Consider the following 19244-nt stretch of genomic DNA (forward strand, 5'->3'; position numbering starts at 1 on the left):
TTTTGAAAAACAGCACGGCCGCTAGGTAAATTTTGTGTAAGGTCTGTACCGGTTTGTTTACCGGATTTCCGGCATCGGCTGTGATGCCCGGAACAGACCGCCTTATGATCGTTCAGAACCCGATGGCCTGGCTAATCCCGTCCATCCGAAAGTGCATTCGAAGGAGCCTCCCATGCAGATGAACCCCAACAAAGACACCCAATTGTGCATGTCCCTGTCTGGGCGTCCCGGGAATTTCGGTCTGCGTTTTCATAACCATTTGTATGAACAACTGGGTCTGAATTTCTACTACAAGGCGTTCAGCAGCCAGGACCTTCCCGGTGCGGTCGGCGGGATCCGCGCGCTGGGGATTCGCGGTTGCGGCGTGTCGATGCCGTTCAAGGAAGCCTGCATTGCGCTGGTCGATGAACTGGATGCTTCGGCGGCGGCGATCCAGTCGATCAACACCATCGTCAACACCAACGGCCATCTCAAGGCCTACAACACCGATTACATCGCCATTGCTCAGTTGCTGGAAACCCACGCGGTGCCGAAGGACACGACTTTCGCCCTGCGCGGCAGCGGCGGCATGGCCAAGGCTGTGGCCAGTGCCTTGCGCGATGGCGGTTACAAAAATGGTTTGATCGTGGCCCGCAACGAGCGCGCCGGCCGCGCGCTGGCGGATTCCCTGAGCTATCGCTGGCAGGCGGAACTGGGTGACGAGCGCCCGCAGATGTTGATCAACGTAACTCCGGTCGGGATGGATGGCGGTCCGGAAGCGGGTCAGCTTTCTTTTGAGGTGGATGTGATCAAGTCTGCCGACACCGTGTTCGATGTGGTGGCGATCCCCTCGGAAACCCCGCTGATCGTGCGCGGTCGTGCCGAAGGCAAAAAAGTGATCACCGGGCTGGAAGTGATAGCGATCCAGGCGCTGGAGCAGTTCGTGCTGTACACCGGCGTGCGGCCGACTGTCGAGCAGTTCGATGCGGCGGTGGCGTTTGCCCGTAGCTGATGGAGCCTGAGCAACGGCATATTCGCCCGGATTTGTCGTTGCCTATACTGCCGGATCAGCAAGCACAGACTTGCCCATCACAAAAGCCGAGGTTTGCATGCATCCGCCCATTCTCAACCTGAATGACGTCGAACTCGAACCGCTTCCCGAAGCCCTGTCCCCCGAGGGCGAAACCGCCGGGCGTTATCAGCAACGGTTCGCCCGGGTCGGCCAGCAATTGGGCGCGCAGAAGCTCGGATATCGTCTGTATGCGCTGCCGCCGGGCATGCGCGGCAGTCCGTTTCACAGTCATCGGGTCAATGAGGAAATGTTTTACGTGGTGGCCGGGGAAGGGGAGGTGCGCCTCGGCGCCGAACGTTTCCCGATCCGCGCCGGTGACGTGATCGCCTGTCCGCCGGGCGGCCCGGAAGCCGCGCATCAGATCATCAATACCAGTGCTGCGGAGCTGCGCTATCTGGCGGTCAGCACCCAGCAGCAACCGGAAATCTGCGAGTACCCGGATTCGAACAAATACGCGGTGATGGACAACTTCAGCGTCGATGCCGAAGGCAATGCCTCGGGATTCGTCGCGGTGGCGCGGCAGGCGGACGGGGTGGATTACTGGGACGGCGAATAACGCCGCCCCGGTGCGCTTATTCTTCGAGGCGGGCCAGACGCTCTTCCAGTGCTGCAATCCGCGCTTCCAGCTCTTCGATGCGCTCCACTGACACGCCGCTGGCAGCCCCGCGATCACTCGGACTCTGCCGCGCCGCGATAATCGCCTCGATGTCCGCCGGATCGCCCAGTGCGTGGGTGTAGCGATCTTCGCGCTGGCCGGCCTGACGTGGAATCAATACCGCCAGCTCCCGGGCGATCAGGCGTTCCAGCTGATGCACCACTTGTTCTGAATCTTCAAACTCATGCATGCGACCGCTGCGGGTCAGCAGTTCGTTGACGGTCTGCGGGCCGCGCAGGAACATCAATCCGGTCAGAATCAATTGCGCCGGCACCAGCTCCAGCGCCTTGTCGACCTTGTGCTCCCAGCGGTCGGCGCGACTGCCCATCACCAGTTTGGCGAAACCGCGGCTTTCGAGAGCGCGCAGGCTCTGGCCGACCTGGCCCTGGGTCAGGTTCATCACCGGTTCCCGGCTGGTTTTCTGGTTGCAGGCCAGCACCAGCGCGTTGAGGGTCAACGGGTAGGTTTCCGGGCTGGTGGCCTGTTTCTCGATCAACGAGCCCAGAATGCGGATTTCCGTGGCGTTGAGCCGAGGTTCGTCGGAGCGGGTTTCAAATTCGGTGGTCATCGCGCGTTCCCTCTGCAGTCGAAGGCGCCTAGCCTAATCCTTGCTGGATAAAAGACAAGCCGCGCCGCCCTGCGAGCATGGCTATAATCGCCCCCACGATTCAACCAGCCACCACGTGAGACTGCCATGACCATTTCCCTGTACGCCGCATCCGTCCCGGTTTTTCAACAAATGCTCAACGCCCTGAGCGATGTGCTGAAAAAGGCTGAAGCCCACGCCACCGAGAAAAACATCGACCCGAACGCCTTCCTGCAAGCGCGTCTGTACCCGGACATGTTCCCGCTGGTGCGTCAGGTGCAGATCGCCGTGGACTTCGCCAAGGGCGTGTCCTCGCGTCTGGCCGAAATCGAAATCCCGAAATATGACGACACCGAAACCACCTTCGCCGAACTGCAAGCGCTGATCGCCAAGGTTCTGGCCTTCATCGGCGAGATCAAGCCAGAGCAGATCAATGGCAAGGAAGGCATCGAGATCGTGACTCGCCCGGGCACCCCGAAAGAGAAGCGCTTCAGTGGCCAGGCTTACCTGCTGAGCTACGGCCTGCCGCAGTTCTTCTTCCACGTCACCACCACCTACGCATTGCTGCGTCACAACGGTGTGGAAGTAGGCAAGCGCGATTACATGGGCGCGTTCTAAAACGTTCTTCAACAAAAAGCCCGCCAAGGTTTACGCCTTGGCGGGCTTTTTGTTGCGCCGGGTTTTTACGCCGGACGCTGGGCTTTCTGCTCTTCGCCCAGGCACGCGGCGGCGGTGAACAGCACGTCGGTGGAGGAGTTCAGCGCCGTCTCGGCCGAATCCTGCAGCACGCCGATGATGAAACCGACGGCCACCACCTGCATGGCGATTTCGCTCGGGATGCCGAACAGGCTGCACGCCAGCGGGATCAGCAGCAGCGAACCACCGGCCACGCCCGAGGCACCGCAGGCGCAGATCGCAGCGACGACGCTGAGCAGGATCGCGGTCGGGATGTCCACGGCGATACCCAAGGTGTGCACGGCGGCGAGGGTCAGCACGGTGATGGTGATCGCCGCACCCGCCATGTTGATGGTGGCGCCGAGCGGGATCGACACCGAGTAGGTGTCTTCATGCAGGCCCAGGCGCTTGCTCAATTCCAGGTTGACCGGAATGTTCGCCGCCGAGCTGCGGGTGAAAAACGCAGTGATGCCGCTTTCACGCAGGCACTGGAGCGTCAGCGGGTACGGATTGCGACGCAGCTTCCAGAACACGATCAACGGGTTCATCACCAGCGCCACGAACAGCATGCAGCCGAGCAGCACCGCCAGCAGGTGCGCGTAACCGATCAATGCACCAAATCCGGAGGTGGCCAGGGTCGATGCCACCAGGCCGAAAATACCCAGCGGCGCAAAACGGATCACGACCCGGACAATCACTGTCACGCCGTTGGACAGATCACCCAGCACTTCGCGTGTAGTGTCACCGGCGTGCCGGATCGCCACGCCCATGCCGATGGCCCAGGCCAGAATGCCGATGAAGTTGGCGTTCATCAGTGCGCTCACCGGATTGTCGACCACGCTCAGCAACAGGCTTTGCAGCACTTCACTGATGCCGCCCGGCGCACTTACCGCGATGTTGTCGGTGGACAGCACCAGATGCGACGGGAACATCATGCTGGCAATCACCGCGACCACGGCGGCGGCGAAGGTGCCCAGCAGATACAGGAACAGAATCGGCCGGATGTGGGTTTCCTGGCCGTGCTTGTGGTTGGCGATCGAGGCCATGACCAGCACGAACACCAGGATCGGCGCCACGGCTTTCAGGGCCGAGACGAACACCTTGCCGATGAAGGCCGTGCCTTTGGCCGCTTCCGGCGCGAACAGCGCAAGGGCGATGCCGGCAATCAGGCCGATCAGGATCTGGGTGACCAGGCTGAGGCTTTTAAGACGTTGCAATAGAGAAGGGGATGAAGCGGTCATAACGGCATCTCTGTTTTTATAGGGTGCAAGGTTACGTGATCCGGGCGATTGATCGGGGGCAGGCCACGGACACAAACCGAAAGGACTGACGCGCCAGCCACACCGTTAAACGGGTGGTTGAACAGGGTGTACGTTTTGCAGGGCGCGGACTTTATCACAGCGTCGTCCGGATCCTTCAGACCTGTGACGATCTGCCACCCGATCCCTCTGCAACTTAGACAGGTTTGTGCAAGTCACTCGGGAAACACTCTGTTAAGATTGCGCATCCTTATTTTCAAGTTCTGCCAGCGGGCCCTCGGGTCAACGCTGGTGTCTTCGTTTTGCTGGAGTTCCTCATGCTGTTGCCCATCCTTCTGTTGTCTGCCGCCGGGTTCACGGTGCTGACCACGGAGTTCGTCATCGTCGGCCTGCTGCCGGCGATTGCCCGCGACCTCGCCGTCACCATCCCGCAGGCCGGGTTGCTGGTGACTCTATTCGCTTTCACCGTGGCGATGTTCGGTCCTTTCTTGACCGCATATTTCGCCCGCTTCGAGCGCCGCAAACTGTTCATCACCATCCTGATCATGTTCGGTCTGGCCAATACCGTCGCGGCATTGGCGCCGAACATCTGGGTCATGGCGATTGCCCGACTGATCCCGGCGCTGGGGCTGCCGGTGTTCTGGGCGCTGGCCAGTGAAACGGCGGTGGACATCGTCGGCCCGGACTTCGCCGGTCGCGCGATCGCCAAGATCGGCTTCGGCATCGTCTGCGCCACCGTGTTCGGCATTCCGGTCGGCACGCTGATTTCCGATGCGTTCGGCTGGCGCAGTGCGTTCGCCATTCTGGCGGTGATCGCGTTCGCCAAGGCGCTGCTGCTGTTTGTCTATCTGCCGAAAACCAGCCTGCACCAGCATCAGGTCAGTTTCGCCTCGCAGTTCAAGATCCTGCGCAGCCCGCTGATGCTGGGCCATGTACTGCTGTCGATCCTGGTGTTCAGCGGCATGTTCACCGCCTACACCTATCTGGCGGACATCCTCGAGCGTCTGGCCGGCTTCAATGGCACCGTGGTCGGCTGGTGCCTGATGGGCTTTGGCGCGGTCGGTCTGATCGGCAACTCGCTGGGCGGTCGTGCGGTGGATCGTCATCCGCTGATGGCGTCGGTGATGTTCTGCGCATTCATGATTCCCGGGATGGTGGCGCTGGTGCCGAACATCAATTCGTCGCTGGGTCTGGCGGCGGCGATGGGCATCTGGGGCGTGACTCAGGCGGCGCTGTTTCTGGTCAGCCACGTGCGCTTGATGAAAGCTGCACCTGAGGCGCCGGCCTTCGCCGCGTCGCTGAACATTGCCGGGGCCAACCTCGGGATTGGTCTGGGCGCGATCATTGGCGGTCGAGTGATCGACAGCGCCGGCCTCGGCTTTGTGGGCTTCGCCGCCGCCGGGTTCATCCTGCTGTCGATTTTCCTCGCCATGGTGCTGATGGTGCTCAAGCCGCGCGACGTCTGCGCGCCGGCTTAAAAGGCTGTAAACAGCTCGCGTCGGGCACCTTCGGTAATCGCTTTGATGCCGGGGTGCTTGACCTTGCGTTCCACCGAGATCGCGTAGAACGACTCGCTCACCGCATCGGTCTGGCCGATCAACTCGACGCCGTACTGACGCTTCACCTCATCGGCAATCACGCTCGGGCCAATGAAAATCCCGCTGCCGGACTGGCCGAACGCCTGCATCAAGGCGCTGTCATCGAATTCCCCGACAATCCTTGGCTGAATCTGCTGCTCGGCGAACCAGCGCTGCAAACGGCTGCGCACAACGGTTTCCGCGCCGGGGATCAATAGTGGCGCACCGTGCAGGCTGCGCGGGAAATCCTGACCGTATTGCGCTGCCAGTTCGGCGGTGGCGAAAAAACTGATCCCGCATTCCCCAAGCTTCTGGCTGTAGCCCTTGATGTCCAGGTGCGAGGGCATCGGGCTGTCGGAGATCACCAGGTCCAGGCGCTGGATCGCCAGGTCCGCCAGCAGGCGTTCGAGTTTGTCTTCACGGCAGGTGATGCGCAGCGGTTCGCTCAACTCCATGGTCGGCGCGATAAGGCGATAGACGATGGATTTGGGCACCACGTCTGCCACGCCGACCCGGAACAGGATCTGCTGTTCATTGGGCTGGGCGCGCAGCATCAGCTCCAGTTCACCGCCGAGCTGGAACATTTGCTCGGCGTAGGGCAGGGCCTGACGCCCGGCTTCGGTGAGCTCCAGTTGCCGGCCGACCCGTTGAAACAACTCGATACCGTAGGTCTGTTCGAGCAGGGAAATCTGCCCGCTGATGGTCTGCGGCGTCAGGTTCAGTTGCTCGCAGGCGCGCACGATGCTGCCGGTCTTGGCCACCACCCAGAAGTAATGCAGTTGTCGGTAATTGAGCATGGGGTTCGGTCCGTCAAATACAGTTCGTATAAATCGAAGTATAGCCGCTAAAAATACGAATTTTCCTGAAGTGTTTGTCTCCCTAGAATGCCCAGCCATCGACGGCCGGTCTGTACGGCGCTGTCTGTTCTATCGAGGGAAGCATCATGAAACTAAAAACTACGGCGTTGTTGATCGCGTCTTTACTGGTACTGGCCGGTTGCGACCAGGCCGAAAAAAGCGCCCAGCAACTGATGGGGCAGGCGGCCGAAGCGGCCAAGCAAGCCATCGACGACACGCATAAAGTTGCCGAAGAGGCGCTTAGCGATGCCACCGGCAATCTGATCAGCAAGAAAGAACCGAAAGACGACGAAGAAAAATCCGAATCGTCCTCCCAGGAAATCTAAACCGTCTTACACAGAGTCAGGACTGACCCATGGAATATCTGTTAGAACTCGCCGCCAGCCCGACCGCCTGGATTGCCTTGGCCACACTGGTGGTGATGGAGATCGTGCTTGGCATCGATAACCTGATCTTTATCTCGATCCTGACCAACAAATTGCCCGAGCAGTACCGGCAGAAGGCCCGTCGTCTGGGGATCGGCATGGCGCTGATCATGCGTCTGGCACTGTTGAGCACCATCGCGTTCATCGTTCAGCTGACCGCGCCGGTCATCGAGATTCTCGGCCACGCGTTCTCCTGGAAGGACATGATCCTGATCGCCGGCGGCCTGTTCCTGTTGTGGAAAGCCACCACGGAAATCCATCACAGCATGGACCCGGCACCGGAAGATCCGAAGACCGCGACGTCGAAGGTGACTCTGGGCTTTGCCGCCGCCATCGGGCAGATCCTGATGCTGGACATGGTGTTCTCGATCGACAGCATCATTACCGCTGTCGGCATGACCGAACACTTGCCGATCATGGTGATTGCAGTTGTTGTCTCGGTATTGGTGATGCTGTTTGCTGCTGATCCGCTGGCCAAGTTCATCAACGACAACCCGACGGTGGTGATGCTGGCTCTGGGCTTCCTGATCATGATCGGCATGACGCTGATCGCCGAAGGCTTCGGCGCCCACGTACCAAAAGGTTATGTGTATGCCGCCATGGCGTTCTCGGCTGCGATTGAAGTGCTGAACATGATGTCGCGCCGCGCCAAACAGAAGAAACTGACAGCAGAGGCGTAACCGCTGGAAAACCAAAGGCCGCCTGAACTCGCGAGAGTCCAGGCGGCCTTTTTGTTTGTGTCGGTTACAGAAAAGTCAGTGCGCGGTGGCGTGACGGGCGTCGTGTTTCTCGAACTTCCTGGTCGGTGCAGGTTGTACCGGGTGGTGATGGCGGCGGGAAATCCGCAACACGCCCCACAGCATGGCGGCGGCAACGGCCAGCCAGCCGGCAATCAGCATTACGATGGTCATGGTCAGGCTCATCTGTGCCTCCTCTTTGCCCTGCGTCGGGCGCTCTTTCTTTGGCTCTTGTCTGAGTGACAGTCTAGTCGGTGGCGTGTTTCAGGCTATTGACCAAAGGTCGGTGGACCAATCAGTTCGCTCTATGCAACCGATGCATCTGCCGCTTTGGGCTATACCGCAGCGTGGCGCCGTCCTATGATCCTCGACCAAGCCGGAACACGATGACCGGTAACTGATCAAGAGAGTGACGATGGTGCAGCTATTTTCCCGGATTCGCGCGGCGCTGCTGGTGGCCGGTTGCGTAACAGCATTGGTGGGGTGTGCGGGCAGTGTGGCGCCAGAGGTCAAGCGCCTGCCGGAGCGGGTCGAGCTCAGTGGCACCTTCTATCGCGGTGAGGCCTATCAAAGCGGGCCGCAAGTGCTGGCCAGTCTGCTGTCGCAGCAGGGCATCGTGATCACGCCGGGTCTGCTGGAAAAGCCGCTGCATTTGCCGGGCGCCGAGGACAAGCTGCAACAGAATCTGCAGAACCTTGCCCGTGAATACGGCATGGTCGTGTATCCGCTGGACAGCAATCTGCCGGCGCTGCTGACTCAGGTGGCGGCCGGGTATCCGGTGATGGTGCGTTTCAGCGAGGGTTCGGCGTTTTGGGCGGAGCCGCGCTACGCGATCCTCTCCGGCTACGATCGCTTGAAGCAGAAGGTGCTGCTGCGCGCCGGGATGAATCGCCGTGAATTGATGAGCTTCAGCTCGTTTGAGTCAGCCCTCGAAAAATCCGGCGGCTGGGCAGTGTTGATCCAGAAACCGACGCAGATTCCGGCAGCGGTCGATCAACAGCGCTGGCTTAAGGCCGCCGATGCACTGGCGCAAGCCGGCCAGGAGCGAGAAGCGGCGCAGGCGAGGAAGGCGCTGGCGGCGGATTGAGGTTCCGTTCGTCGCTTGTCGGGCACCCTGGCGGGGGATGCGCTTCTGAACTGTAGCGTCCCGTGTTTTACGGGCCTGGTATCAGGAGATGAACATGGCAATCCCCAATTCACCCAGTGGGCCGCATTCTTCCGAACATGGCAGTGGCGACGATCTGGGCTTCGATCCGGACTCGCCTGATCTGGACGATCCGCAAGTCGATCCGATTGGCCCGGCGAAGGCGCCGAAGGATGTGCAGCCGGGCGATGATCCCAAGCGTCCGGCCAAGCCTTACGATCCCTTGGCTGATCTCAAGCCTTAAGCGAGGTGCATATGAGTACCGATTCGAGTTTCGACGACCACAAACCTGACAGTGTGCCCACCACCCCTGAGCCGGAAGTTGATCCGGTGCTGGATCCGGACAGCCCCATGCGCGATCCGCTGGCGCGTCCGGCGGTGGTCACGCCAGAGCATTCGCGCGACCCGAGTGCCGGTGACGGCATTCCCGATGACGACAAGATGCCGTTGCCCAACGACTGAGTGCATAAATGAAAAAGCCCCGACGATTCGGGGCTTTTTCATGGGTGACGGATTATTTGGAGGCTTCGATCACGCCGCTCTGGCGACTCTTGAGGTTCTTGTCGGCCTTGTATTGCTGAGCCACGGCCGGGACGTTGGCACTCTTGCCGGTTTCCACCCAGCTGCGGATGCGGCTGGCATCGGCGAAATGGGTGTATTTGCCGAACGCGTCGAGAATCACCAAGGCGACGGGGCGGTTGGCCATGCGGGTCACCAGTACCAGGCAGTGGCCGGCCGGGTTGGTGAAGCCGGTTTTGGTGATGCGAATATCCCAGTCGGCCTTGTTGACCAGGTGATCGGTGTTGCGGAAACCCAGGGTGTAATTGGGTTTACGGAACGAAACGGTCTTTTCCTTGGTGGTGGTCAGCTCGATGAGCAGCGGCTGTTTATGCGCAGCCACTAGCAGCTTGCTCAGGTCGCGAGCGGTGGAAACGTTGCGCTCCGACAGACCGGTAGGTTCCACAAAATGCGTGCTGGTCATGCCCAGCGCCTTGGCCTTGGCGTTCATTGCGGCGATGAATGCAGCGTAACCGCCCGGGTAGTGGTGAGCCAGGCTGGCGGCGGCGCGGTTTTCCGAGGACATCAGGGCAATCAGCAGCATCTCGCGGCGGGGCAGTTCGCTTCGCAGTTTGACGCGGGAAAACACGCCTTTCATTTCCGGTGTGCGGCTGATGTCGACGTCAATCCATTCGTCCATGTTCTGGTGCGCTTCAACCACTACCAAACCGGTCATCAACTTGCTCACGGAAGCGATGGGCACCACCACGTCCGGGTTGCTGGAATAAATGACTTTGTTGGTCTGCAGATCCATCAGCAGGGCGCTGCCGGAGGCGATCTTCAATTGCGAAGCGTCTCGAGGGGCAGCGGTGGTTTCGGCGGCGTTGACCGTTGGCGTGAGGAGCGTGCCTGAAAATGCAAAAACCAGGCTCAGGATGGACAGACGAATATTCACGCGGGCGAACTCATGAAGGTTGGAAATGCCGTATTTTGTAACGGCCTGTGTCGTAAAAACGACGCATTTTAGGAGTATGGCTGAAGAACTGTCGATGGTTGTTTGAAGGGCATGAAAAAGTCGTGAAAAGCCCTGTAAAAATAGGGGTTTCCGGCGAACGGTAAAGGTTTTTTCGAGGGCATGAAAAACCCCGCACAAGGCGGGGTTCTCGGAGTGTGGAAAACGCGACTCAGGCGTGCAGGGTTTCTGCCGCGTAGAGGGTGTTTTCCAGCAGGCAGGCGCGGGTCATCGGACCGACGCCGCCCGGGACCGGAGTGATCCAGCCAGCGCGGGGCAGGGCGGTTTCATAAACGACGTCACCGACCAGTTTGCCGTCGTCCTGACGGTTGATGCCGACGTCGATCACGATCGCGCCTTCCTTGATCCACTCGCCCTTGACCAGGCCCGGCTTGCCGGCGGCCACGACCACCAGATCGGCGCGGCCGACGTGGCCGGCCAGATCCTTGGTGAAGCGGTGGGTGACGGTCACGGTGCAACCGGCCAGCAGCAGTTCCATCGCCATCGGGCGACCGACGATGTTGGAAGCGCCGACAACGACTGCGTCCATCCCGTACAGATCGGCACCGGTGCTTTCCAGCAGGGTCATGATGCCCTTCGGGGTGCACGGGCGCAGCAGCGGAATGCGCTGGGCCAGACGGCCGACGTTATAAGGATGGAAACCGTCGACGTCCTTGTCCGGGCGGATGCGCTCCAGCAGTTTGGAGGCATCCAGGTGCTCCGGCAGGGGAAGTTGAAGCAGAACGCCGTCGATTGCCGGGTCGTCGTTCAGTCGATCGATCAGATCGGTCAGCGCTTCTTGAGTGGTTTCGGAAGGCAGGTCGTAGGCTTGAGAGAGGAAGCCGACCTCTTCACAGTCTTTACGCTTGTGCGAGACATAAACCTGAGAGGCAGGATCGCTGCCGACCAGGATCACCGCGAGGCCGGGAGTGCGCAAGCCTTGCTCGCGACGTTCGGCTACCCGTTGGGCGATCTGCTGGCGCAGGCTGGCGGCGATTGATTTGCCGTCGATTAGTTGTGCAGTCATTGCGCGTGATTAACCATCGAGAGGGGAAAAAAAGAGAACGCATTCTCGCATGTCAAACGGTGAGGGCAAAGGCGCTTGGTCAGCAAATTCCCCTAAGCCCTTTAATTAAATGAATTTTTTTCAAAAAGGATTTGACGACCTTCAGGTCGCTCTATACTATTCGTCGCACTTGTCGGGCACAGCCTAGCACTGGTTAAGAAGGTCGAGCGAAATCAACGTTTTGCGAGACTGGAAAGCACTTAGTTTGTAGTCCTCCAAGGGTACAGCTAACAAGGCGCCCGTAGCTCAGCTGGATAGAGCATCCGCCTTCTAAGCGGATGGTCGCAGGTTCGAGTCCTGCCGGGTGCGCCATTAGGCAGCATTGGCACAAGTAACGCGATATGGTGGGCGTAGCTCAGTTGGTAGAGCACGGGATTGTGACTCCCGTTGTCGTGGGTTCGATCCCCATCGTCCACCCCATATTTCGAAAGGCGCCAGATGTAACAGTCTGGCGCCTTTGCTTTAAAAAGCTTCATCCGCGGATGTGGTGGAATTGGTAGACACACTGGATTTAGGTTCCAGCGCCGCGAGGCGTAAGAGTTCGAGTCTCTTCATCCGCACCAATCAAAGCTTCATTCATGCCGTTGGCCGGGTGAAGTTCTACAAAGAAGTTGTTTGGCTTCTTTGGCACGCAATATGGTGGGCGTAGCTCAGTTGGTAGAGCACGGGATTGTGACTCCCGTTGTCGTGGGTTCGATCCCCATCGTCCACCCCATATTCCGAAAGGCGCCAGATTTAACAGTCTGGCGCCTTTTTTGTTTTACGGTTTCGGATTTTGGCGGCTGCAGGTTTCGGGTCGCAGGGCAGGGTGCTTCGTCGTATCAATGTTGCTCGATGATGCTGCGCTGCCTGCCGGTCTTGCTTGCGAGGTCGGCTGTCAGGGAGATGATTCAACCGCCTCTATATATAGAAGAGGTTGGCGCAGAGCCCTGGCTTGAATTGGCTGTATTTGCTAACAGGGCGAGGCGCAACCGTTTGTCCCCGCCTTCAAATGGCCTGCTGTTTTTTTACCCGTTTTCAGTAGGGTGACTTCTTGAGTTTGACCTACTAGAATGCTTGCCCTTGATTCTTGGGTCGGAAACGGCCGGCTAACGTCTGTGCAACGAGGAATATCCATGCAAGTTTCTGTTGAAAATACTACTGCTCTTGAGCGCCGCATGAGCATCACCGTGCCGGCTGAGCGCATCGAGACTCAGGTCAACAAGCGTCTGCAGCAGACTGCCCAAAAGGCCAAGATTGCTGGCTTCCGTCCAGGCAAAGTGCCAATGAGCGAAATCAAGCGCCGTTTCGGTGCTGATGCGCGCCAGGAAGCGATCGGCGACGTGATCCAGTCCTCCTTCTACGAAGCTGTGGTTGAGCAGAAGCTGAACCCGGCCGGTTCGCCGTCGATCGAGCCTAAGTCGCTCGAAGCTGGCAAGGACCTGGAATACGTAGCCGTATTCGAAGTGTTCCCCGAGTTCACCGTTGCCGGCTTCGAAGGCATCACCGTCGAGCGCCTGAGCGCTGACGTGGCTGACGCCGATCTGGACAAGATGCTGGACATCCTGCGCAAGCAGAACACCCGTTTTGAAGTAGCCGATCGCGCTGCCCAGAACGAAGACCAGCTGAACATCGATTTCGTTGGCAAGGTTGACGGCGAAGTGTTCGCTGGCGGTTCCGCCAAGGGCACTCAGCTGGTACTGGGTTCCGGCCGCATGATCCCTGGCTTCGAAGAAGGCCTGGTTGGTGCTAAAGCCGGCGAAGAGCGCGTTCTGAACCTGACCTTCCCAGAGGACTATCAGAACCTGGACCTGGCTGGCAAAACCGCCGAGTTCACCGTGACTGTAAATACCGTTTCCGAGCCAAAACTGCCTGAGCTGAACGAAGAGTTCTTCGCTCAATTCGGCATCAAGGAAAGCGGCATCGACGGTTTCCGCACCGAAGTTCGCAAGAACATGGAGCGTGAACTGCGTCAGGCGATCAAATCCAAGGTCAAGAATCAGGTAATGGACGGTCTGCTGGCCACCAACCCGATCGAAGTGCCTAAGGCTCTGCTGTCCAACGAAGTTGATCGTCTGCGCGTGCAGGCTGTTCAGCAGTTCGGTGGCAACATCAAGCCAGACCAACTGCCGGCCGAGCTGTTCGAAGAACAAGCCAAGCGTCGCGTTGTACTGGGTCTGATCGTTGCTGAAGTGGTCAAGCAGTTCGACCTGAAGCCAGACGAAGCCCGCGTTCGCGAAATGATTCAGGAAATGGCTTCGGCTTACCAAGAGCCTGAGCAGGTCGTGTCCTGGTACTACAAGAACGAGCAGCAACTGAACGAAGTCCGTTCGGTTGTGCTGGAAGAACAAGTTGTGGATACTGTTCTGCAGAAAGCTAGCGTGACCGACAAATCGGTCTCTTACGAAGAAGCGGTCAAGCCGGTAGAAGCTCCAAAAGCCGACTGATTGTTTTTGCGTTAGAAGCACACACCATAAGCCAGCCTTCGAGCTGGCTTATGCGTATTCAAGACATGACTATTTGGGAGTGACTGCAGAGCATGTTCCGTAATTCCTATATTCAGCAGAACTCTGATATCCAGGCCGCCGGCGGCCTGGTCCCGATGGTTGTCGAGCAATCTGCTCGTGGCGAGCGCGCCTATGACATCTACTCGCGTCTTCTCAAGGAACGAGTGATCTTTCTGGTGGGTCCTGTAGAGGACTACATGGCCAACCTGATTTGCGCGCAATTGCTGTTCCTTGAAGCGGAAAACCCGGACAAGGACATCCATCTTTACATCAACTCCCCGGGCGGTTCGGTGACAGCGGGCATGTCGATCTACGACACCATGCAGTTCATCAAGCCAAACGTATCGACTACCTGTATCGGTCAGGCGTGCAGCATGGGCGCATTCCTGCTGACGGCCGGTGCACCTGGCAAGCGTTTCTGCCTGCCGAACTCGCGCGTGATGATTCACCAGCCACTGGGCGGTTTCCAGGGCCAGGCATCGGACATCGAAATCCATGCCAAGGAAATCCTCTTCATCCGCGAGCGTCTGAACACGCTGATGGCCAAGCACAGCGGCCGTACGCTTGAAGAAATCGAGCGCGACACCAACCGCGACAACTTCATGAGTGCAGAAGCTGCGAAGGAATATGGTCTGATCGACGAAGTGATCAACCAGCGCCCAGCTTAAAATAAGCAGCTCAAAATAGGCTTGGTCGGCGCGTCTGATCAGCGGCGGGCTTGAAAAAGCCCGCAATAGCCTTCATCTTGTGTTGCAAGCCTATCGGATTTGGATCGAACGAATGACTGACACCCGCAACGGCGAGGACAACGGCAAGCTGCTCTATTGCTCCTTCTGTGGCAAAAGCCAGCATGAAGTGCGCAAATTGATTGCCGGCCCCTCGGTCTTTATCTGCGACGAGTGCGTCGACCTGTGCAATGACATCATCCGCGAGGAGGTGCAGGAAGCACAGGCCGAAAGCAGCGCGCATAAATTGCCTTCGCCTAAAGAAATCAGCGGCATCCTTGATCAGTATGTAATTGGTCAGGAACGTGCCAAAAAGGTTCTGGCAGTAGCGGTGTACAACCACTACAAGCGTCTGAACCAGCGTGACAAAAAGGCTGACGACGTCGAACTCGGCAAGAGCAACATCCTGCTGATCGGCCCGACAGGCTCCGGTAAAACCCTGCTGGCCGAAACCCTGGCCCGCTTGCTGAACGTTCCGTTCACCATCGCCGACGCAACCACCCTCACCGAGGCGGGTTATGTGGGTGAAGACGTCGAGAACATCATTCAGAAGCTGCTGCAGAAGTGTGATTACGACGTAGAGAAAGCCCAGATGGGCATTGTCTACATCGACGAAATCGACAAGATTTCCCGCAAGTCCGACAACCCGTCGATTACCCGGGACGTTTCCGGGGAAGGCGTGCAGCAGGCCTTGCTCAAACTGATCGAAGGCACGGTCGCTTCGGTTCCGCCGCAAGGTGGCCGCAAGCATCCGCAGCAGGAATTCCTTCAGGTTGATACCCGTAACATCCTGTTCATCTGCGGTGGCGCATTCTCCGGTCTGGAGAAGGTCATTCAGAACCGTTCCACCAAGGGTGGCATCGGTTTCAACGCAGAAGTGCGCAGCAAGGAAGAAGGCAAGAAAGTCGGTGAGTCCCTGCGTGAAGTCGAGCCTGACGACCTGGTCAAGTTCGGTCTGATCCCGGAATTTGTCGGTCGTCTGCCGGTCCTCGCGACGCTGGACGAGCTGGATGAGGCTGCGCTGATGCAGATTCTCACCGAGCCGAAAAATGCCCTGACCAAACAGTATGCCAAGCTGTTCGAGATGGAAGGCGTGGATCTGGAATTCCGTTCCGACGCGCTGAAATCGGTCGCCAAGCGTGCCCTGGAGCGTAAAACCGGTGCCCGTGGCCTGCGTTCGATTCTCGAAGGTGTGCTGCTCGACACGATGTATGAAATCCCCTCGCAGTCCGAGGTGAGCAAAGTCGTGATCGATGAAAGCGTGATCGAAGGCAAGTCCAAGCCACTGTATATCTACGAAAACAGTGAGCCGGCTGCCAAGGCTGCACCGGACGCGTAAGCGCCCGGTCTGCCGGAACAAAGAAGGGGCCTTCGGGCCTCTTTTTTTTTATGTCGTTTTTTACATCCGCTTTGCGCTTGTTTTTTTTCAAGGCAGCCCCCATCTTGGTTTCAAGCTTAATTCCATCTGATTACGGCCATATGGCCGCCGTAGAGGCGAAATCATGAAGACCACCATCGAATTGCCTCTCCTGCCATTGCGTGATGTCGTTGTGTATCCGCACATGGTTATCCCGCTGTTCGTGGGGCGCGAGAAATCCATCGAAGCCCTCGAGGCCGCGATGACGGGCGACAAGCAGATCCTGCTGCTGGCCCAGAGAAACCCGGCTGACGACGATCCCGGTGAAGAAGCTCTCTATCGCGTAGGTACCATCGCTACTGTTCTGCAGCTGCTCAAGCTGCCTGACGGCACCGTCAAGGTTCTGGTCGAGGGCGAGCAGCGTGGCGCTGTCGAGCGCTTCAGCGAAGTCGATGGCCACTGCCGTGCCGAAGTCTCGCTGATCGACGAAGTCGACGCCGCCGAGCGCGAATCCGAAGTGTTCGTGCGCAGCCTGCTGTCGCAGTTCGAACAATATGTGCAGCTGGGCAAGAAAGTCCCGGCTGAAGTCCTGTCGTCGCTCAACAGCATCGACGAGCCTGGCCGCCTGGTAGACACCATGGCCGCGCACATGGCGCTGAAGATCGAGCAGAAGCAGGAAATCCTCGAAATCATCGATTTGTCGGCCCGGGTCGAGCACGTTCTGGCCTTGCTGGACGCCGAGATCGACCTGCTGCAAGTCGAAAAACGCATTCGTGGCCGCGTCAAAAAGCAAATGGAGCGCAGTCAGCGCGAGTACTACCTGAACGAGCAGATGAAGGCCATTCAGAAGGAGCTCGGCGACAGCGACGAAGGCCACAACGAAATCGAAGACCTGAAAAAGCGTATCGACGCTGCCGGTCTGCCGAAAGATGCCCTGGCCAAGGCCACTGCCGAGTTGAACAAGCTCAAGCAGATGTCGCCGATGTCTGCCGAAGCCACCGTGGTGCGCTCGTACATCGACTGGCTGGTTCAGGTGCCGTGGAAGGCTCAGAGCAAGGTGCGTCTGGACCTGGCCCGTGCCGAAGACATTCTCGACGCCGATCACTACGGCCTCGAAGAGGTCAAGGAACGCATCCTTGAATACCTCGCCGTGCAGAAGCGCGTGAAGAAAATCCGTGGCCCGGTGTTGTGCCTGGTCGGTCCTCCGGGCGTGGGTAAAACCTCGCTGGCCGAGTCGATCGCCCATGCCACCAACCGCAAATTCGTGCGCATGGCCCTCGGTGGCGTGCGTGATGAAGCGGAAATCCGTGGTCACCGTCGGACTTACATCGGTTCGATGCCAGGAAGATTGATTCAAAAGATGACAAAAGTGGGTGTGCGCAACCCGCTGTTCCTGCTCGATGAAATCGACAAAATGGGCAGCGACATGCGTGGCGACCCGGCGTCGGCGTTGCTGGAAGTGCTCGATCCTGAGCAGAACCACAACTTCAACGACCACTATCTGGAAGTCGATTACGACCTTTCGGATGTGATGTTCCTGTGCACCTCGAACTCGATGAACATTCCGCCGGCGCTGCTGGACCGGATGGAAGTGATCCGTCTGCCGGGTTACACCGAAGACGAGAAGATCAACATTGCGGTCAAGTACCTGTCGCCGAAGCAGATTGCAGCCAACGGCCTGAAGAAGGGCGAGCTGGAATTCGACGAAGAAGCGATCCGCGACATCATCCGTTACTACACCCGCGAAGCCGGTGTGCGTGGCCTCGAGCGGCAGATTGCCAAGGTCTGCCGCAAGGCGGTCAAAGAGCACGCGCTGGAAAAACGCTTCTCGGTAAAAGTGACAGCTGATCTGCTGGAGCATTTCCTCGGCGTTCGCAAGTTCCGATACGGTCTGGCCGAGCAACAGGATCAGATCGGTCAAGTGACCGGCCTGGCCTGGACTCAGGTGGGCGGCGAACTGCTGACCATCGAAGCCGCCGTAGTGCCGGGTAAAGGTCAACTGATCAAGACCGGTTCGCTGGGTGACGTAATGGTCGAATCGATCACTGCGGCCCTGACCGTGGTACGCAGCCGTGCCAAGAGCCTGGGCATTCCGCTGGACTTCCACGAGAAGCGTGACACGCACATCCACATGCCGGAAGGCGCTACGCCGAAAGACGGCCCGAGCGCCGGTGTAGGCATGTGTACTGCGCTGGTGTCGGCTTTGACGGGTATTCCTGTGCGCGCCGATGTTGCCATGACCGGCGAGATCACCCTGCGTGGTCAAGTCCTTGCCATTGGCGGTCTGAAGGAAAAACTGCTGGCCGCTCACCGTGGCGGAATCAAGACAGTGATTATTCCGGAAGAGAACGTGCGCGATCTGAAGGAGATTCCTGACAATATCAAGCAGGATCTGCAGATCAAACCGGTTAAATGGATTGACGAGGTCCTGCAAATTGCGCTGCAATACGCGCCGGAGCCCTTGCCGGATGTGGCTCCGGAGATAGTTGCCAAGGACGAAAAACGTGAGTCTGACTCTAAGGAAAGAATTAGCACGCATTAATACGCTTTTGCCTGGGGGGCTTCCTTGACAGCTTTTTAGAGCCCTTGTTATAAAGCGGCTCTTAAGTGTCTGTAGGCCATTCAGCACTCGTTTTTGCTTTCACCAAAAAACTTAGAATCATACTCAAATAGATATAAGGGGACTTAGAGTGAACAAGTCGGAACTGATTGATGCTATCGCTGCATCCGCTGATATCCCGAAAGCTGCTGCTGGCCGTGCGCTGGACGCTGTAATCGAATCCGTCACTGGCGCTCTCAAGGCTGGCGACTCCGTTGTTCTGGTTGGTTTCGGTACTTTCTCCGTGACTGATCGTCCAGCTCGCATTGGTCGTAACCCACAGACCGGCAAGACTCTGGAAATCGCGGCAGCCAAAAAGCCAGGTTTCAAAGCCGGTAAAGCCCTGAAAGAAGCCGTCAACTAAGTTTGATTCAGGTTTTTACCCATCCGGGTCGGGGTCATGCCTGACTTGGCAGCGGAGCGGTAGAGCAGGCGGTTGGAATAGCTGCCTGTCACACCGGGATCGAGGGTTCGAGCCCTGTCCGCTCCGCCAGTTACGAGAAGGCGCATCCTCGGATGCGCCTTTCTTCTATCC

General features: G+C 58.5%; 20 protein-coding genes and 4 tRNA genes. 18 read left to right on the forward strand and 6 right to left on the reverse strand.

Annotated elements, in window-relative coordinates:
- Window positions 1-172: 172 nt before the first annotated feature.
- A complete protein-coding gene (locus tag EIY71_RS16365; RefSeq protein WP_102717050.1) occupies window positions 173-991 on the forward strand; it encodes a shikimate 5-dehydrogenase in 819 nt (272 codons plus the stop codon).
- 97 nt (window positions 992-1088) lie between these two features.
- Entirely contained in the window at window positions 1089-1607 is a 519-nt protein-coding gene (locus EIY71_RS16370) for a cupin domain-containing protein (RefSeq protein ID WP_102717049.1), read from the forward strand.
- Between the two features lie 16 nt (window positions 1608-1623).
- Here EIY71_RS16370 and EIY71_RS16375 read toward each other — a convergent pair whose 3' ends face one another.
- Entirely contained in the window at window positions 1624-2274 is a 651-nt protein-coding gene (locus EIY71_RS16375) for a YceH family protein (RefSeq protein ID WP_134022319.1), read from the reverse strand.
- Between the two features lie 126 nt (window positions 2275-2400).
- Between EIY71_RS16375 and EIY71_RS16380 the strand changes: the two genes are divergently transcribed.
- Window positions 2401-2910 (forward strand): DUF1993 family protein, encoded by a 510-nt coding sequence (locus EIY71_RS16380; RefSeq protein WP_011335046.1) that lies wholly within the window; start codon window positions 2401-2403, stop codon window positions 2908-2910.
- Window positions 2911-2975: 65 nt separating this feature from the next.
- Here EIY71_RS16380 and sstT read toward each other — a convergent pair whose 3' ends face one another.
- Window positions 2976-4208 (reverse strand): serine/threonine transporter SstT, encoded by a 1233-nt coding sequence (gene sstT / locus EIY71_RS16385; protein WP_064384078.1) that lies wholly within the window; start codon window positions 4206-4208, stop codon window positions 2976-2978.
- A gap of 335 nt (window positions 4209-4543) precedes the next feature.
- On the opposite strand from sstT, the gene EIY71_RS16390 reads away from it, so the two are divergent.
- Window positions 4544-5704, forward strand: coding sequence for an MFS transporter (locus EIY71_RS16390; protein WP_007951570.1), 1161 nt, complete (start codon window positions 4544-4546; stop codon window positions 5702-5704).
- Here the strand turns inward: EIY71_RS16390 and nhaR are convergent.
- Window positions 5701-6600: a transcriptional activator NhaR gene (gene nhaR, locus EIY71_RS16395; protein ID WP_007951569.1), complete on the reverse strand. Its 900-nt coding sequence runs from the start codon at window positions 6598-6600 to the stop codon at window positions 5701-5703. The two genes, EIY71_RS16390 and nhaR, sit on opposite strands and share 4 nt — an antisense overlap.
- A 146-nt stretch (window positions 6601-6746) precedes the next feature.
- On the opposite strand from nhaR, the gene EIY71_RS16400 reads away from it, so the two are divergent.
- A complete protein-coding gene (locus EIY71_RS16400; protein WP_085745909.1) occupies window positions 6747-6986 on the forward strand; it encodes a hypothetical protein in 240 nt (79 codons plus the stop codon).
- 29 nt (window positions 6987-7015) lie between these two features.
- Window positions 7016-7765 (forward strand): TerC family protein, encoded by a 750-nt coding sequence (locus tag EIY71_RS16405; protein ID WP_085745910.1) that lies wholly within the window; start codon window positions 7016-7018, stop codon window positions 7763-7765.
- Between the two features lie 75 nt (window positions 7766-7840).
- Here EIY71_RS16405 and EIY71_RS28575 read toward each other — a convergent pair whose 3' ends face one another.
- Window positions 7841-8008 carry a hypothetical protein gene (locus EIY71_RS28575; protein WP_166673431.1) on the reverse strand — a complete coding sequence of 56 codons (168 nt, stop codon included), beginning with the start codon at window positions 8006-8008 and terminating at the stop codon, window positions 7841-7843.
- A gap of 229 nt (window positions 8009-8237) precedes the next feature.
- Between EIY71_RS28575 and EIY71_RS16410 the strand changes: the two genes are divergently transcribed.
- The 3 genes from EIY71_RS16410 (at window position 8238) to EIY71_RS16420 (ending at window position 9428) form a co-directional block, all read left to right on the forward strand.
- On the forward strand, window positions 8238-8909 hold the full coding sequence (locus EIY71_RS16410; protein WP_134022321.1) for a peptidase C39 family protein: 672 nt from the start codon (window positions 8238-8240) through the stop codon (window positions 8907-8909).
- Between the two features lie 94 nt (window positions 8910-9003).
- A complete protein-coding gene (locus EIY71_RS16415; protein WP_064380821.1) occupies window positions 9004-9210 on the forward strand; it encodes a DUF6021 family protein in 207 nt (68 codons plus the stop codon).
- 11 nt (window positions 9211-9221) lie between these two features.
- Window positions 9222-9428 (forward strand): hypothetical protein, encoded by a 207-nt coding sequence (locus EIY71_RS16420; RefSeq protein ID WP_039767620.1) that lies wholly within the window; start codon window positions 9222-9224, stop codon window positions 9426-9428.
- Between the two features lie 52 nt (window positions 9429-9480).
- Here the strand turns inward: EIY71_RS16420 and pbpG are convergent, their stop codons facing one another.
- The gene (gene pbpG, locus EIY71_RS16425; protein ID WP_007951562.1) at window positions 9481-10419 is read right to left on the reverse strand and encodes a D-alanyl-D-alanine endopeptidase; all 939 of its coding nucleotides are present in this window, start codon (window positions 10417-10419) and stop codon (window positions 9481-9483) included.
- A gap of 229 nt (window positions 10420-10648) precedes the next feature.
- Window positions 10649-11503, reverse strand: coding sequence for a bifunctional methylenetetrahydrofolate dehydrogenase/methenyltetrahydrofolate cyclohydrolase FolD (gene folD / locus EIY71_RS16430; RefSeq protein WP_085608325.1), 855 nt, complete (start codon window positions 11501-11503; stop codon window positions 10649-10651).
- Window positions 11504-11777: 274 nt separating this feature from the next.
- On the opposite strand from folD, the gene EIY71_RS16435 reads away from it, so the two are divergent.
- The 9 genes from EIY71_RS16435 (at window position 11778) to EIY71_RS16475 (ending at window position 19073) form a co-directional block, all read left to right on the forward strand.
- Window positions 11778-11854: transfer RNA gene (locus EIY71_RS16435), tRNA-Arg, on the forward strand.
- Window positions 11855-11886: 32 nt separating this feature from the next.
- Window positions 11887-11962 (forward strand) — tRNA-His (locus tag EIY71_RS16440).
- 58 nt (window positions 11963-12020) lie between these two features.
- A tRNA-Leu gene (locus EIY71_RS16445) sits at window positions 12021-12105 on the forward strand.
- Between the two features lie 76 nt (window positions 12106-12181).
- A tRNA-His gene (locus EIY71_RS16450) sits at window positions 12182-12257 on the forward strand.
- 400 nt (window positions 12258-12657) lie between these two features.
- Window positions 12658-13968: a trigger factor gene (gene tig, locus EIY71_RS16455; RefSeq protein WP_011335037.1), complete on the forward strand. Its 1311-nt coding sequence runs from the start codon at window positions 12658-12660 to the stop codon at window positions 13966-13968.
- A gap of 92 nt (window positions 13969-14060) precedes the next feature.
- Window positions 14061-14696, forward strand: coding sequence for an ATP-dependent Clp endopeptidase proteolytic subunit ClpP (clpP, locus tag EIY71_RS16460; RefSeq protein WP_007951559.1), 636 nt, complete (start codon window positions 14061-14063; stop codon window positions 14694-14696).
- A 112-nt stretch (window positions 14697-14808) separates the two neighbouring features.
- Window positions 14809-16092, forward strand: a complete 1284-nt coding sequence (clpX, locus tag EIY71_RS16465; protein WP_007951558.1) for an ATP-dependent Clp protease ATP-binding subunit ClpX — start codon at window positions 14809-14811, stop codon at window positions 16090-16092.
- 163 nt (window positions 16093-16255) lie between these two features.
- Entirely contained in the window at window positions 16256-18652 is a 2397-nt protein-coding gene (gene lon / locus EIY71_RS16470) for an endopeptidase La (protein WP_007951557.1), read from the forward strand.
- Window positions 18653-18800: 148 nt separating this feature from the next.
- Window positions 18801-19073, forward strand: a complete 273-nt coding sequence (locus tag EIY71_RS16475) for an HU family DNA-binding protein (RefSeq protein ID WP_002552737.1) — start codon at window positions 18801-18803, stop codon at window positions 19071-19073.
- Window positions 19074-19244 lie beyond the last annotated feature (171 nt).

It is taken from the genome of Pseudomonas sp. CH235 (assembly GCF_004368175.1).
GTDB lineage: Bacteria > Pseudomonadota > Gammaproteobacteria > Pseudomonadales > Pseudomonadaceae > Aquipseudomonas > Aquipseudomonas paraglycinae.